This window comes from Streptoalloteichus hindustanus (assembly GCF_900129375.1).
GTDB classification, from domain to species: domain Bacteria; phylum Actinomycetota; class Actinomycetes; order Mycobacteriales; family Pseudonocardiaceae; genus Streptoalloteichus; species Streptoalloteichus hindustanus.
The window spans coordinates 16812-32430 of the sequence record NZ_FQVN01000020.1; the positions used below are offsets into that span (position 1 = coordinate 16812).

The 15619-nt window shown below is 72.6% G+C and carries 7 protein-coding genes; all 7 read right to left on the reverse strand.

Translation table 11 applies throughout. The features are described 5' to 3' along the window. Window positions 1-16 precede the first annotated feature (16 nt). Window positions 17-1399 (reverse strand): type VII secretion integral membrane protein EccD, encoded by a 1383-nt coding sequence (gene eccD, locus BUE43_RS31530; protein WP_073490011.1) that lies wholly within the window; start codon window positions 1397-1399, stop codon window positions 17-19. A 64-nt stretch (window positions 1400-1463) separates the two neighbouring features. Then, entirely contained in the window at window positions 1464-5435 is a 3972-nt protein-coding gene (gene eccCa, locus BUE43_RS31535; protein WP_073490012.1) for a type VII secretion protein EccCa, read from the reverse strand. A 49-nt stretch (window positions 5436-5484) separates the two neighbouring features. Further along, complete coding sequence (gene mycP, locus BUE43_RS31540) at window positions 5485-6723, reverse strand: type VII secretion-associated serine protease mycosin (protein WP_083960376.1); 1239 nt, start codon at window positions 6721-6723, stop codon at window positions 5485-5487. 97 nt (window positions 6724-6820) lie between these two features. Continuing rightward, window positions 6821-12703 (reverse strand): WXG100-like domain-containing protein, encoded by a 5883-nt coding sequence (locus BUE43_RS35745; RefSeq protein ID WP_073490013.1) that lies wholly within the window; start codon window positions 12701-12703, stop codon window positions 6821-6823. Beyond that, window positions 12700-13086, reverse strand: coding sequence for a WXG100 family type VII secretion target (locus BUE43_RS31550; RefSeq protein WP_143174518.1), 387 nt, complete (start codon window positions 13084-13086; stop codon window positions 12700-12702). The genes BUE43_RS35745 and BUE43_RS31550 overlap by 4 nt, the downstream gene beginning before the upstream one ends. Further along, window positions 13086-13577: a YbaB/EbfC family nucleoid-associated protein gene (locus BUE43_RS31555; protein ID WP_073490015.1), complete on the reverse strand. Its 492-nt coding sequence runs from the start codon at window positions 13575-13577 to the stop codon at window positions 13086-13088. The genes BUE43_RS31550 and BUE43_RS31555 overlap by 1 nt, the downstream gene beginning before the upstream one ends. Before the next feature lie 132 nt (window positions 13578-13709). After that, window positions 13710-15572 carry a hypothetical protein gene (locus tag BUE43_RS34530; RefSeq protein ID WP_073490016.1) on the reverse strand — a complete coding sequence of 621 codons (1863 nt, stop codon included), beginning with the start codon at window positions 15570-15572 and terminating at the stop codon, window positions 13710-13712. Between the last annotated feature and the right edge of the window lie 47 nt (window positions 15573-15619).

Consider the following 15619-nt stretch of genomic DNA (forward strand, 5'->3'; position numbering starts at 1 on the left):
CAGCCCCCGCCAGCCCTCAGCCCGCCAGCCCGCGCACCAGCGAGAACACGTCCAGCACGGCGAGCGCCACCGGCACCACCGCGACCGCCGACACCGTCTCGGCGATGTCGGCGGCACGCCCCCAGTACGGCAGCAGCCGGCGGCCGGGCAGCCGGCGTGCGCCCGTGAGCAGCAGAACCGCCACGGCGACCAGCGCCGCCACCAACGCCATCCGCGCGACCGGGGCCAGCCCGGCGACCAACCCGAGCACCAGTAGGGCCAGTCCGACGGCGCCGCCCGCCGCCACCGAGATCCGCTGCCACGCGCCGACCAGCACCCTGGACCGCAGCAGCAGGGCTACCGACACCACGCCGACGAGGGTGCTCGGGGCCCAGCCCGGTTCGGGCACCAGCAGCGCGAAGCACCCGACGCAGACCACGCTGATCGCCACGAACATCGCGGAGAGGAGCTGGTCGGCGCGCGCCGCCTTGGCCAGCACGGTCCGCTCCGGCACCGGCTCGACGTCCTGGCCGAGATCACCCGCGCCGGTGGGGATCTGCGGCAACCTGATCCGCACCATGCGCGCGGCGGCGCTGGGCGCGACCACCCCGGCGAGGAACGCCACACCCGCGACCAGTCCGGCCGCCTGTGCCCCGGTCAGCCCGGCGACGGCGGACAGCAGCCCGCCGCCGGCCGTCGCCGCGCCGGTCAGCACGATCCCGAGGAACAGCGGGGTGTCGGCGCCGGTCGCGAGCAGGGCGATGATCCCGGCGGCGGTGGCGAAGGCCGCGCCGGCCGCCATCGCCGGCGCGCCGGTCACCCCGACCGCCCCGGGCAGCAGCATCCCGGACACCAGCGCGAAGGGCACCGCGGCGACGCCGAGCAGGGTGCCGACCACGCCGTCGCCGAGGGCGCGGGAACCGGCCGCCGCCCCGCCGAGCAGGGCGACGGCCAGCGCACCGGAGGTCAGGCAGCGCAGCAGGACGTCCCCGGGGTGCAGGACGACGCCGGCCAGCGCGGTGGCCAGCCCCAGCGCGCCGAGGGCGAGGAACAGCCGCCTGGTCAGCTCGGGCCGCCAGTTGTCGCGGCGTCCCTCGACGGCCGTGCGCACGCCGTCGATCACGTCGTCGAAGTCGATCGGGGGCAGCGGCGCGGTGCGCGGGCGCAGGTGCAGCACCTCGCCGTCGCGCAGGCCGAGCGACCGCGGGGTGCCCTCCTCGTCGAGGGGCGGGTCTCCCATGCGCTGCAACACCCAGTGGCCGCGGCCGGCGGCGGCGTGGGCGCGGTCCGGGTCGGCCCGGCGGACCAGGACGGGCAGCAGGTCGAAGATCGGGGTGTCCACCGGGACGGCGAAGTCCGCGCGGCCGTCCGGCGCCAGCACGGTCAGCCGGCACAGGCCAGGGTCGGTGACCGCGGTCATCGCCGCTCACCCGCGCCCGGCGCGTTGTCCGTCCACTGTGGACATATGGGGGAGTCCGATGTGGTCACCACGTCGAGTCCTCTTCGGGTTGGGCCAGGAATCCGGTCTGGACGAGCTGGACGCTCCTGCGGGTCACGAACTGGGCGCGTCCGGCGGGCAGTTGACGCGGCTGGGCCTCGCCGAGGAACTTGCCTTCCTCGCGCGGGTAGGAGAACAGCAGACCGGGGCAGCCCAGTTCCCACATCCTGCGCAGCACCGGGTCCATCATCGCCCGCATCGCGCCCGAGGTGCTGCGCGCGACCACCAGGTGGAAACCGATGTCGGCGCCGTGGGCCAGGAGTTCGGCCAGCGGTTCCAGCACACCGCCCATGCCGCCGACGAACAGGTCGTAGTCGTCGACGAGGACGAACAACCGGGGACCGCTCCACCAGTCCCGCCTGCGCAGCCGACCCGGCGTGATGTCCGCGCCGGGCAGGCGTGCGCGCAACGACACGGCGGCGTTGCCCGCCAACTCGGCCAGGGTGTCGCCGGCCACCGCGTAGCCGATCCGGTACTCCTCCGGCACCAGGGGGAACAGCGCGCGGCGCGGATCGGCGAGCAGGATTCTGGCCTCGTCCGGGCGGTAGCGCTCCATGACGCCGCGCGCCACCAACCGCAGCAGGTTGGTCTTGCCGGTCTCCGCGTCCCCGAACGCCATCAGGTGTGGCACCTGGCCGAAGTCGTGCCACACCGGGCGAAGGCGCTGCTCGTCGAGACCGAGCGCGACGCGCAGGTCCCCTTCGGCGGGCGGCAGTTCCCTGGCCGGCAGCTCGGCCGGTAGCAGCCGTACTTCCGGCGCGCCCTCGCCCGGCCAGAACTCCGCGATCTCCTCGACCAGCCCCTTGGTCGCCACGGAGAGGTCCTGAGTGGAGCTGCCGCCGTCGAGTCGGGGCAGCGCGCCGAGGAAGTGCAGTCCGTCCGTGGTCAGCCCGCGGCCGGGCAGCGGCGGCACCCCGGCCGCGGCGCGGCTGCTGACCTCGGACTCCAACGAGTCGCCCAACCGCAACTCGTAGCGGGTGCCGAGGAGGTCGCGCAGCCAGGGCCGGATCTCCGACCACCTGGTGGCCGCGACCACCACGTGCACGCCGTAGCCCAGTCCACGCGCGGCCAACTCGGAGATCGCCGACTCCAGGTCCTCGAAGTCCTGCCGGACCGTGGACCACCCGTCGACCACCAGGAACACGTCGCCGTACCGGTCGGCGCCGGCGCCGCTCCGGCGTGCCCGCCGGTAGGCGGACATGGATTCCACGCCGAGGTCGGCGAAAGCGCGTTCCCGGTGTTCCAGGAGGTCGGTCAGCTCCGCCACGGTGCGCCGGACCCGGTCCCGGTCCAGCCGGGCGGCCACCGAGCCCACGTGGGGCAGCCCGGCCAGGCCGCCCAGGGTGCCGCCGCCGAAGTCCAGGCAGTAGAACTGCGCCTCGGCGGGCGTGTGGGTGAGCGCGAGGGAGAGCACCAGGGTGCGCAGCAGGGTGCTCTTGCCGGTCTGCGGCGCGCCGACCACGCCGACGTGGCCGGCCGCCCCGCCGAGATCGGCCAGCAACAGGTCGCGGCGCTGCTCGAACGGCCGGTCCACCACGCCGACCGGCACCCGCAGCGCGCCGCTGCCCGCCCAGTCCGCCGTGCCCAGACCCCGGTGCGGGTCGGGCACCACGGCGGGCAGCAGCACGTCCAGGCTGGGCGGGTCGGCCAGCGGGGGCAGCCACACCTGGCGGGCCGGCGGGCCCTGCCCGCGCATCCGCTGGATCAACGCGTCCATCAGGGTGACCGAATCGTCCACTTCGGACTGGTCCGGCGAGTGGGGCGGCCGCTCCGCCTCCGCCGCCCGCGACGGGGTGGGCAATGGCTGGTGGAGCGGGCCGAAGGGGACCACTTCCCGCGCGACTTGCTGTGGCTCCACCGGATTCTCCTCGACGACGGGGGAGGACAGCGGACCGGAGACGTACCCGGCCCTGAACCGCACCAGGGACGTCGTGTCCTTCTTCAGGTAGCCGTGCCCCGGCGCCGAGGGCAGTTCGTAGGCGTCGGCCACCCCGATCACACTGCGGCTCTCCGAGGAGGAGAAGGTGCGCAGCGCGATCCGGTAGGACAGATGGCTCTCCAGCGCGTGGATGCGGCCCTCGTCCAGGCGTTGCGACGCCAGCAGCAGGTGGACCCCGAGGCTCCGCCCCAACCGGCCGATCATCACGAACAGCTCCATGAACTCCGGCTTGGTCGCCAGCAGCTCGCTGAACTCGTCGCAGACGACGAACAGGGTGGGGAACGGGTCCAGTGGCGCGCCCTGGGCACGCGCTTTCTCGTACTCCAGCCGGGAGGAGTGACCGGCCTGGCGCAGCAGTTCCTGCCGCCGCGTCATCTCGCCGTGCAGCGAGTCCTGCATCCGGTCGACCAGCGGCAGTTCGTCGGCCAGGTTGGTGATCACCGCCGAGGTGTGCGGCAGCTCCTCCGCGCCCAGGAAGGTCGCACCGCCCTTGAAGTCCACCAGGACGAAGTTGAGCGCTTCGGGGGAGTGCGTCGTGGCCAGCCCGACCACCAGGGTGCGCAGCAGCTCGCTCTTGCCCGACCCGGTCGCGCCGATCAGCACGCCGTGCGGACCCATCCCACCCTGTGCGGACTCCTTGAGGTCCAGCTCCACCACCGAACCGTCCTCGCCGAGACCGATCGGCACCCGCAACTGCGCGGACAACTGCGCCCGGGGCCGCCACAGCGCGTCCACCGGGAAGGCGCGGGGATCGCGAATGCCCAGCAGCTGCGCCAGATCGAAGTCGGTGGCCATCGGCTCGTCCGCGTCCACGGCGCCGGAGGTGCGCAGCGGGGACATCAACCGGGCCAACGACTCACTCCTGGCCTGACCGAGAAAGTCCGGCACAGCCAGCTTCCTGCCGTCCGCCGTGCCCGTGACGGCGAGCCGGTCCCGGTCGACCTCCAGGCTCAGCCGGTAGGCCCCTTCGTGGCCAGCCGTTCCCCCGACGTCCAGCAGTAGCGCGTTGCGCAGTCCGCCGGCGGCCAGCCTGGAGTGCTCCGGCAGGACCACACCGTCGCAGAGCACGACCGTGTAGGGCTCCGCGGGGCTGACGGGGGCGTCCGGCTCGAACTCGCCGCGGTTCGCGAAGTCCGGGCCCAGCAGGGCGAGCAGCTCGTCGTGCCCGGTGGCGAACAGCCGCGCGGCGCCGGCCGCGTCCTGCGCCCGCGTGCTTTCCAGGTGCGGCAACCACTTCGTCCACTCCCAGGTGTCGACCCGGTCCGGGCTCGCCAGCACCGCCACCCGCAGGTCCTCCGGCGCGTGGAAGGTGACCAACTGGGCCAGCACCGCCCTGGCGAAACCCCGCGTCTCGGCGGGCGCGCCGACCAGCTCGACACCGGAGAACCCGCGCAGGTGCAGCGCGGTGGCCACCCCGGACACCGTGGAGTAGGCGCGGATGAACCGGCGCAACGCTCCGGCCGACAACGGTTCCAGGTCCTCGACCGGCTTCGTCTGCGGCGGCACCAGCCGGAGCAGCGAGCGCTGCTCCCCGGTGCCGATGCGCACCTCGGCGAAGTCGGCGTTCGCCGGCCTGCGCTCCCAGAGCCTCGGCCCCGCCGCGACCGTCCACAGTCGAGCGGGCTCCGGGTGGTCCCAGTCGACCGCGGCCCGGTGCTGGTCGACCGCCCTGCGCACCTGCCTGCGCACCTGGGCCAGGTAGCGCAGGTAGTCGCGGCGTTCCCCCTTCAGCTTCCGCTTGCGCTCCCCGGAGGACCGGCCGAGCTGGCTGAACACCATGCCCACTGTGGACAGCGCCATGAGCCCGGACGCCACGTACATCCCGCTGTTCGCGCCGGGGTTGGCGAACATCAGCACCGTCGCCCCGGAACCGAGCCCCATCGGCAGGTAGGTCAGCACGGAGGACACGTCGGCGCCCTGCGCCTCGGGCAGCGCCGGCGGCTCCTGCAACTCCAGTTCGCCCTGCGGCAGCGGCGGTCCCGGCCTGCGCGGTGGACGGCTGATCACGAACGTGCTCACAGCCCGCTCCCCATCACCCTCGTCGTGGTCGTCATGTCCGATGTCGCGCTCACGGCGACTCCACCCGCTCCGCCGCCCGCCAGTTCCTCCGCCGTGCCCTCGGCACCAGGCTCCGGAGCGCCCAGGCCAGACCGGCCAGCCCCACCGCGCCGAGCGCGACGACCGCCGCGACGAGCCGCCCGGAGTTGTCGGTGTGCGGCCAAACCGGTGGTGGCACCACCACCGGCTGTCCGTCGGCTCGCCGAGGACCGCTGGATTCCTCCGGCAGCACGGCGGTCACCGCCGTGAGCGGGTTCACCACGCCGTAGCCGACCTGCGGGTCGGGCACGTCGCGCCCCGGTCGGTCGGCGGTGGCCTCCAACCGGTGCTTGACCTGCCTGGCGGTCAGCTTCGGGTGGTAGGCCCGGACCAGGGCGGCCGTGCCCGCGACGAACGGGGTGGCGAAACTGGTGCCCTGCGCGGAGACGTGGCCGGTGCCCGCCGCGCTCAGCCCGATCACGTCGACGCCCGGCGCCGCCAGGTCCACGAAGTCGCCGACACCGGAGAACCTGCCCCGGGAGCCGTCCTCCGCGATCGCGCTCACCGCCAGCACGTCGGGGTAGGCGGCCGGGTAGGACCTGGGGTTGCCGTTCTCCGCGTCGTTGCCGGCGGCGGCCACGAGGAGCACGTCGCGCTGGCTGGCGTAGCCCACCGCCGCCTCCAGCTCGGCGGTGGGATGGGCGGAGGTGACCGACAGGTTGACGACCCTGGCGCCGGCGTCCACCGCCGCCCTGATCGCCGCCGCCATGCTGGCCGCGCTGCCGTCGGTGCCGTTGGTCTGCCGCAGCGGCAGGATGACCGCCGCCGGGGCCACGCCGACAACCCCGGTGCCCTCGGCCTGGCCGGCGGCGATCACCCCGGCGACGAACGTGCCGTGGCCGAAGCAGTCGGTGTCGGCCCGGCCCTGTCCGGACACGATGTCCTTGCCCGGCAACACGCGCCCGGCCAGCTGCGGCACCTGTCCGTCCACTCCGGAGTCGACCACCGCGACGACCTGGCCCGCGCCTCGGGTCAGCGGCCACACCCGGTGCGGGGCGAGGCGTTGCTGCGCCCAGGTCACGCCCGGGTGCACCGTGTTCGACCGAGGGGCGCACCTCCCCTGCCCCGACGGCTGTTCCAGGGGCGGGACGGTCGGCCGGCCCGGCTGGTCGGTTCCCGCGCGGGCCGGCGCGCCCGGTGCCGAGACGGTGGCCAGCACCGCGATCAGCACCACCGCCGGCAAACCCGGTGTGACCCGTGAGATCCGCATGTCGCTGCTCTCCTGGTGAAGGGCGTCCTCGGCGGTGGCCACGATCAGCCGTGCGGCACCACGCCAGTTGCCTTGCCAGTCCTCGTTGTTGTCGACGTCACCGGCGCCCGCTGCCGGCGTGGTCCTCGGGCAGTGGTGGGGCCGGCCTGGCCTGAGCGCCTCCGGCGATGTCCAGCCCCGCCACGTTCAGCAAGCTGGGGAACAACTCCCGCAACCGCGCCTCGTGCCCGGGCAGCACCGCCCGCAACCGGTTCGCCAGATCCGGGTTGCGGTCCAGCAGTCCGATGGCGCCCACCGGTTCCTGCTGCGCGACGCTCGCGATCATCGGCAGCAACCAGGCCGGGTCCTGTGGCCCCATCACGTCGACACAGGCCTCCACCGCGCTCACGGCGTAGGTCAACCTGTGGTCGGCCCTGCGGCTGCCCGCCTCCAGGGCGTACTCGGCGAGAGTGTCCGCCTGCTGCCGAACCAGACTGTCGGTCTGCTGGAGGGACTGCGGTTGCGCGGTGCTGGGGAAACCGTAGGCGTGCGCGTCGGTGACCACCGCCACGGCCGTGCCCGTCGGCCTCGGGTTCAGCGGGTCCGCCGTCCAGAGTTCCGGGAACAGCACCGAGTTGATGACCAACTCGCCCTGCACCTGCGCCAGATTCCCCTCCAGGAGCCAGGTGTTGCCGTGGTTGAGGCCCATCCGACCGAGCCACTCGTCCGCGCTGAGCAGGCCGGCGCCCATCGCCGGGTCGAACACCGCCCACCACGGTCCGTTCGCGCCCTCCACCCGCACCACCGGGGCCACGTGGTAGTTCCAGAAGACCGGCGCGGGTTGGCCCGGTCGCGCCCCCGCGGCGTACTCCGACATCACCAGGAGCGCGGGATCGCTCCGGGCCGCGAAGATCTTGTAGGGCTGGGCCCCGAGCCGGTTCAGCTCCAGCGCCCACAGGTGCGCGCGCAGGTAGCAGCCGTCCTCGGGGTGCTCGGTCGGCATCGCCATCTGCCCGAAGAGGTGGTGGTTGAAGGTGAGGCCGCGCAGTGCCTCGTACCACTGGACGGCCTGGGCCCGCGGCACCGGGTTCTCGCTCGACCAGCCGAGCTGGTGCGCGGCGTAGTCGGTGTGCGTCGGGCGCAGGCTTCGCAGATCGGTCTCCAGATCCGTGCCGAGCAGCTCCCGGTAGGCGTCCCGGACGGCCCAGATGGTCCGCGGGTCCCGGCCCGTTCCACTGAGGACGGTCATCGCCTCGTCGAACTCCCGCGCCCGCACCCGCCTGCCGAGTTCCTCGGCGAGTTGCCGCACCGGTGGCAGCGTCGCGGGGTCGTTCCCCGGCGCCACGGCGGTGGGTCCCAGGTGGGGGGCGCGTGCCGGGTCGGCGAAGAACACGTCCGCGAAACCCAGGACGACGAGGGCCCGTTCGTAGTCGACCGGGCGCAGGTCGCCGCGGCTCACCGCCTGGCTGAGCGCGTCGGCGAGCGGTCCGCGCAGTCCCTCGGCCCCGTTTGGGGACTGCCGCGCCCGGTGCAGCTCGTTGAACAGTTCGGCGGTGTTCACCGGATGTTCCTCCAGCAGACGGGTGATGCGCTGAGTTGGCTGGCCGGCGGCGGTGTCCTGGCGGTTCCAGTGGGTGGGGTCGTCGAACGCGGGCCTGGTCCGCGGCGCGGTGTTCCCCTCGTCCAGCGGACCGGTGTCCCGCGTGGAGGTCGGGACCGGCCCCGACTGGTCGTACCGCGTGTCGGGCACCATGACCTGGCTGTTGGCGGTTCGCTCGATCATCCACAGGTGCCGGGGTTTGAGCGCGGGGGAGCCGTGCACTTCGGCGCCCATCAACCCGTTGTCCGGCACCACGAGATTGGACCGGGTGTGCCCGTCCGGCAGCCGTTTGCCGTCGCTGTTGAAGATCCTTTCCTGGTTTCCCCGGCTGTCCCGGTACTCGTCCGGCAGCCCGAAGTAGTGCGCCACCTCGTGCGCGAGGACGTTGGCGGAGCTGTTCCCGCCCCAGTTCGTCTGGTCGGCGGAGGTCCCCTCGGTGATCCGCACGGTGGTGTGGGCCTGGCTCCGGTCGGCGACGAACTCGACCTTGGCGTGGAACTGGTCACCGGACGGCAACCGGTATCCCTTGTTCAGCACGGAGTCCACCCCTTCGGTCACTCTGGCGCGAACAGTGTCCACTTCGGACTGAGAAGCCCGGTCGCCCCGGTCGAGATGCACGCGCAGGGTGTACTCCTGCACCCAGTGGCCGGGCTCGACCTCCATTCGCCGCAGGTCGTAGCGCACCAGCCCGAGGACCGAGTTCAGGCCCGCGTTCGACCGGCCGCCCTGTCCCGTGGTGGTCCCGCTGCTGGTCAGCACGTCCGCCACTTCCGTGTGGACGGTGCGCACGTGGGCGCGGTCGCGCATCGAATCCCACTGCTCCGGCCGCAGTGGACGGTTCGGCTCGGACCAGGGTGCGGACTTCGCCGTGCTGTGGCGCCAGGTCTCGTCGTCACCGGGACGCCGGGGAACCACGGGTTGCCTGGTGTCCGGCTCGGACCGGTTCTGAGCGACCGGCGGCTCGGGATGAGTCGTTCGGGACGTGCTGTCGGCGGGGTTCTCCACCGGGTGCGCGGGACGAGTGCCGGACGTCGTGGGGGAACCCTGCACCGGGCCGACGAAGTACTCGCGGAGCATGGTGTCGAAGACGTCGTTCGGGCGGAACGGGTCCCACTTGCCCCGTTTCCTGTCGAACTCCTTGTTGAGGTTGTCGATGTTCTCCTGGTAGCGCTGACTGCCGTTCTCGAACTGGTTGTACTGCGGGTTCGTGCCGAGTCTCGCGGCGAGGGCGTTGGTGATCCCGCGGGCCAGCAGCTCGGTCACGGCCTCGTCCGGGATGAGGTTGGTGTTGTAGACGCCGCCTTCTCCCTCGCGGTGGGCGAAGGTCCGGTCACTGCCCACCGAGTGCAGGTGCATGAACTCGTGGACGAGCAGGTGCTGGATGGCATCGGCCTTACGCTGGGGATCGACGGCGAGTCCGTCGAGGTGGTTGGTGTTGAGCAGGACGTGCCCGTTGATGGTTCGGGCCGGGTTGGTCAGGCAGTTCTGGATCAGTTCGTTCCGCTCGTTGTTGACCTTCTCGGGTGTGGCGCCCCGGCCGGCCTTGGCCTGGGCGACCTGGTCCAGCACCCCGTCGAGGACCGCGAGGTTGGCGGGGTTGGTCAGATCGCGCAGGAAGTTCTCGTCCAGGATCTGGCGACGCACGTCCTTCGGGTCAACGCCGTGCTCCTTGAGTTGATCGACCGTCAGGTCGGCCTGTCCTCGGTTCTGCTGGTTCAACGCCTCGTCCATGGCCTGCTGAACGGCGAAGTGCTTGGCGAAGGTCAGCTCGTCGAGCTGCACCACCCGCTCACTGCTCACCTTGTTCGTACTGGTGATGCCGGGGTCTCTGCCCAGCTTGCCGAACAGCGCGTCGAACCCGCTGCGGACCTGCGCGAGGTTGACGTCGACGCCCGCGATCGTCAGCTTCTCGTTGCCGAACTCGGGTGGAAGCCCGTCCAGGATGCCCTGCTTCAGGTCCGCGTCCCGGATTTCCGAGAACTTCTGGGAACTCGTGCTCTGCGGTGCCGGTGAGCTGGAGGGCTGCCCGGGAGGAACGGGCGGCGGCGGCCCCTGTCCCGGGATGGGCGGAGGTGGTGGCGCGCCCGGCCCCGGGGGCCGCCCCGGAGGGGGTGGCGGTGGCGCGCTCGGGCTCGAAGGGTGCGCCGGAGGTGGAGGTGGAGGTGGGGCGGGCGCGGTTGGTGGCCCTGACGTGGTGACAGGAGCCGGTACGTGCTGCGGAGAGGACTGTTGTTGTGGGGACTGCGGTTGTGCGGTGTGGGTGGTGGGGGCGCTGCCGGGTGTGGTGGACGGGGCTGGGATGTTCGGCTCGACGGGAGCCGAGCTGGCGGTGGTGGACGGGATCGGCGGCGTGTGGCCGGGAACCGGTGGCGGGGCTGGCAGCGGAACACCTGGCTGCCCGAAGTGCTGGGGTGGTGCGGGAGGTGGCGGTGGAGGAGGTGGCGGCGGGGGAGAGGTGGGTTGCTGCGCCACGTGTTGCTGAACCGCGGACTGGGGAACGGGACCGGCGTGTGGAGGAGGCAGGGGTGGTGCCGGTGGCGCGGCCTGATGTGGCGGTGGCGCCTGCGGGATCGGCTGCGATGTCGTGCCGGAGTGCTGTGGCGGAAGCGGCGGTGCCGGGGGCGCCGGTGGTGCTGGCTGTGCCGGCGGAACCTGGTGTGCCGACGGGATCGGCTGCGCCGGAGCGGACTGGGGTGGCGTCGGCAGGCTCGTCTGGTGCGATGGCAGGCTTGCCGGTGCCGGTGCCGGTGCCGGGGCGGGCTGCTGCCACGAGAGGGACGACGTCCGCGGTGGGATCTGGGGTGGCTGTGCGCTCGGCTGGACCTGGCTGGGCTGTGGTGGTGGGGCGGGTTGCTGCCACGGCAGGGACGACGAGCGCGGTGGGATCCGGGGCGCGGGCCGGTGTTCCGGTTGCTCCCCGGGGAGGGGTGGACGAGGCGGAGCTGGACGCGACGGCTGCTGCGGCCGGTCCACGGGTGAGACGGGCGAGGTCGACCGCTGGGCAGGTCCCCGCTGCGGCTGTCGTTGCGGAACGGGATCGGCGCCGTCCCGTGGCCGGGTGAGGTCCGGCTGCTGCGAGCTGCTCGGAATCCGCGTGCCTCCCGGCCTGGGCGCCGGGGGAGCGGTGGGCTCGACCGGCCGCGGGCGAGGCTGCCGCGGAGGAGAAGTGCGCTGTCCGCCCACGAACGAAAGACCGTCCATAGTGGACTGTCTCGGCGTCGTCGGCGTCGGAGTCGGTCCGGGGTCGGGCACCGTGTTGTTCGGCACCGTGTTGTTCGGTGAGGTGTTCGCCAGACTGCTGCCGGGGTCGCGGCTCGGCGTGGTGTTCGGGCTGGGAACGGGGGACGGGCTTCCCCCGTGGTGCACAACAGGCGGGTCAGAGAGGCCCGGGGTGTTCGGGGCGCTCCTCGTCGGGATGTCCGGGGCGCCGGTCGGAAGGCCGTCAGCGGAACCCTTCGGCAGGCCGCCGCCTCCACCCCGGTCGCCGCCCCCGAAACCGTTGGCGGGCGGGGGCATCTGCGACAGCGTGTTCGGATCGATCTTGTTGATCTCGGTGCCGCCGTGCGGGCCACGACCGCCGGCCCGGCCCCTCCGGCCCATGCCGCTGACCGCGCCCTCGACCCCGCCCGCCGTGGCGGCGAACGGGTTGAGGTCCTCCCACTGGCCCTGCACGCCCTTGCTGATCTGCTCGGTGAGCCACTCGTGGGCCGCGCCCTGGACGATCGACCCGGGCAGCGAACCGGCGAACTTGGGGGCGAACTTGCCCAGCGCCGATCCGAGGCCGAACCCGACCAGCCCGCCGACGACCCCGGTGATCCCCGCGCTCTTGGTCAGGTTCGCGTCCCACTGGGTGCGGTCGCCCTTGAGCATCTGGATGCCCTGGATCGCCACGTCCATCCCCACCTGGAAGACCACGCCGAACAGCACGGCCTGGACCAGGTTCCGGACGACCACCTGGACCGAGATCCGGGCGGCGGCCTGCATGGCGGGGATGGCCGCGGTCGACGCGCCGAAGGTGAAGGCGGCGTTGGCCAGCGCCCAGGCGATCTGCGCGGCCAGCATGACCAACGTACCGATGATCATGTACTTCGCGTACTCGACCTGGAGCGCGGTCTTCCTGGCCAGTTCGCCGAGCTGCTTGGCGGTCGTCGCCACGGCCGGCACCTGCTGCTGGAACGCGGCGGTGAACTTGCGGAACTCGGCGGAGGCCGTGCCCTGCAACGCGCCCAGCACCGAGGCCGTGACCGAGTCGACCTCGCCGCGCAGCTCGGTCAGCTCCTGCGCCGCCTGTTCCCACGCGGTGCCCAGGATTCGCAGCTTGTCCTCGTCGCCCTTCGGCCACTCGTCGCCGCAGACGATCCTGACCAACCCGTGCAGCTCCTCGGGAATCCGCACGCTCATGACCGCGGTCCGCTCACCCGGTGCCAGACGCGGTCGCCACCGCTCGGCGCGGTGCTCGGCTCCGTCTTCGGCAGGCCGACCGCGAGGGTGTCGACGGCGTTGGCCTCGGTGCGGCGAAAGCCCTTGGCCATCGTGTTCACGCCGTCGCGCATGCTGCGCACCACGCTGCTCATCTCGCGCATGGCGGTCAGCACGTCCTTGCTGTTGGCGAGGTAGTTCTGCTCGAACGACTTCCCGGTCTTGTCGTCGCCCCAGCACTGGCCGACTTCCTGGGTGCGGCTGAGGAGGTTGTCGTAGATCCGCTCCAACCGGACGGCCAGGTTCTCCGCGTCACCCGAGACCTTGCCGAGCCGTTCGGTGTCGACGCCGAACTGCCGCGTCATCACCACCACCTCCGCTCGCCCTGCTCGGCATCGCCCTTGCGCGCCGCGGCCCTGCCCGGTGTGTCCGGCACCGCGAAGCGCGGGTCGTCGGAGACGAGCTCGCGCACGGCGTCGGTCATCGGTGGGCGCTCGGGCAGGAGGGCGTCGGCATCACCGCCGAGCAGGTCCCCGAAGGAGAGCCCCGTGGGCATGTGCGGTCGCATCACCTCGACCATCTCCGCGTGGGCCGCCTTCCGCGCTTCGTCCATTGTGGACAAAAGCAGCGCGGACAGCTCGGCCGGCGCCATCCCGCGGTACGCGCCGGAGGGGAAGCTCAGCTCGGTGATCTCCCCCCGCACGCTCGCGGTGACCGAGACCGCGCGGTTGGGCGAGGTGACCGTCACCGAGATCCGCCTGATCCGGCGCTGCATCTCGGCGAGGCCGGCGCGCCGGCGCCGGTACTCGGCCATCAGCTCGTCGATGCGCTCGTCGTAGTCGGACGGCGAGGTCATTGCCCACTCCCAAGAGGTTCGCCACGCGGGGAAGGGGCTCCGCGCCGAGCCCCAGAACGGCGCGGAGCCGGTCGACCGCCCCGCGCTCCCGACGTGCGACGGCGGGCCACGCCGGGAGCGGCGGGGGCAGGTCTAGCCGGACCGCCCGATCACGCCGGGCGGGGCGTCCGGGTTGGCGCCCCAGACGTCCTCGTCCTCCACCAGCCAGGTGGCGCGTTCCCGTTCCTGCTCCTGTTTGCCCGGTGCACCGGGCATTCCGGGGCTTGTCGGCATACCGGGAGCACCGGTGGTTCCACCCCGACCGCTGCCCGGCCCCGTGCCGCCGGGACCACCCGTGCCGCCGGTCCTGCCGCCGCCACCGGCGGGTCGACCGCCGGAGGCGGGGCCGCCGGCACCGTCCCCATAGGACTTGACGCCCCCGCCGCGAAGGGAACCGCTGCCGGGGCTGTACGGCGGAACACCTCCGCCGCCCGGTATTCCGCCGCCCCCGCCGGGAAACGGGCTCGGGCCACCCTGGGACTTGCCACCGGAAAAGCCCGGCAGGTCGGTGGAACCGGGACCACCGCCCGGGTACGGCTTCAGCCTGCCGGGCTCGCCACCGGAGAAGCCGGCGAGGTCGCTCGAACCCGGTTTGTCCCCGGGATACGGCGTGACGCCACCGCCTTTTCTGAGAACCGGATACCGAGCCAGCCCGCCGTCCGGCCCGCCACCGGGGTAGGGCGTGGGTCGGCTGCCCGGCTTGACAACCGGATAGCGAACCTGGCCGGCGCCTGGGAAGGGAGTTGGGCCGCCCGATCCCGGCCCGCTCCCCGGGTAGGGGGCCGGAACCCCGCCTCCCGGATAACCAGTGGCACCAGGTGAACCGCCGGGGTGGTACGGGTCGAGGCGGGCACCCGGCGCGTACGGGGCCTGGGTGTGGGTGAACGCTCCTGTTCCGGCCAGCCCGGTGCCCGGGTCGTACGGGTCGGGGGCCAGCCCGAGTTCCTTCGGACTGAGCGGGGCGTACTGGGCTGGCACCTGTCCCGGCACGCCACCGGAGAGGTCGGCGCCCGGGACGTGCGTGCCGGCCGACGTGCCTCCGGGAAACTCGCCAGGAACGCCGCCACCCGGGACCCCGGCTCCAGGAAACTGGCCCCCAGGAAACTGGCCGGGAACCCCACCACCGGGAAGTCCGCCACCGGGGTACCCCCCACCCGGGAATCCACCGCCGGAGCCGTCACCACCGGGGAAGTTGGTCAACGACCCGCCGGGCACGCCGGTGAATCCGGGGAACTGCTGGCCCGGCCCGCCGCTCCCGGGTGGTGGGACGAACTGCGGGGGCGGACCCGTGTTGACGCCGTACGGGTTCGGCCCGCCCGGGTTGTTGGGGTTCACGTTCGGGGTCTTGGGCACCGGCGCGCTGAACGTCGGGACCTTGACCTCGTACTCGCCGGCGAGCTCCCCGATCACCTTCCGCATGTCGCGGTCGAGCAGCTTCACGACCTCCGGCTTGCTGGAGACCGTGACGAGCTTGGCCCCGTCCTTCTCGAAGGTGGACGCGCCCAGCCTGGTCGCCTGGTCCGCGTACCAGAGGTCGATCGCGTTGATCTTCGCCTGGGCGGTGCTCAGCTTGTTGCCCGCGTCCACCAGTTCCTGCGGCAGGGACCGGCTCCCGCCGAACTCGGGCTTGGTCACCCGGTCCACGTGGGCGTCGAACACCTTGGCGTAGTAGTCCATCTGGTTGAGGAACGCCTCGGCGCTCGGGCCCTTCCACACCCCGCCCGGCCCGGCGATGGCCTTGGCGTGGACGCGGAGGGTGTCGCGGCACAGCGCGAAGACCCGCCCCAGGTTCTGGATCTTGTTGCCGGCGTCCCAGAAGGACGCCGGGTCGCTGTGCGCCTTCCTGGCGGCGTCACCGCCGTGTTCCTCGGACCCGCCGCAGATCGCCGCCTTGATCTGCTTCCACGTCCAGTTCTGGTAGTCGTCCCCGGTGGGGACGTCCTTTGCCTGCACCATTGTCCCGTGCTCGCTCTCTCACCCGACTTCCGACGGGCGCGGCGGTC

What these genes read in the sequence shown, in the direction of transcription:
- eccD (WP_073490011.1), bottom strand. Translation starts at nt 1,399, where the DNA reads ATGACCGCGGTCACCGACCCTGGCCTGTGCCGGCTGACCGTGCTGGCG.
- BUE43_RS31555 (WP_073490015.1), bottom strand. Translation starts at nt 13,577, where the DNA reads ATGACCTCGCCGTCCGACTACGACGAGCGCATCGACGAGCTGATGGCC.
- mycP (WP_083960376.1), bottom strand. Translation starts at nt 6,723, where the DNA reads ATGCGGATCTCACGGGTCACACCGGGTTTGCCGGCGGTGGTGCTGATC.
- BUE43_RS31550 (WP_143174518.1), bottom strand. Translation starts at nt 13,086, where the DNA reads ATGACGCGGCAGTTCGGCGTCGACACCGAACGGCTCGGCAAGGTCTCG.
- BUE43_RS34530 (WP_073490016.1), bottom strand. Translation starts at nt 15,572, where the DNA reads ATGGTGCAGGCAAAGGACGTCCCCACCGGGGACGACTACCAGAACTGG.
- BUE43_RS35745 (WP_073490013.1), bottom strand. Translation starts at nt 12,703, where the DNA reads ATGAGCGTGCGGATTCCCGAGGAGCTGCACGGGTTGGTCAGGATCGTC.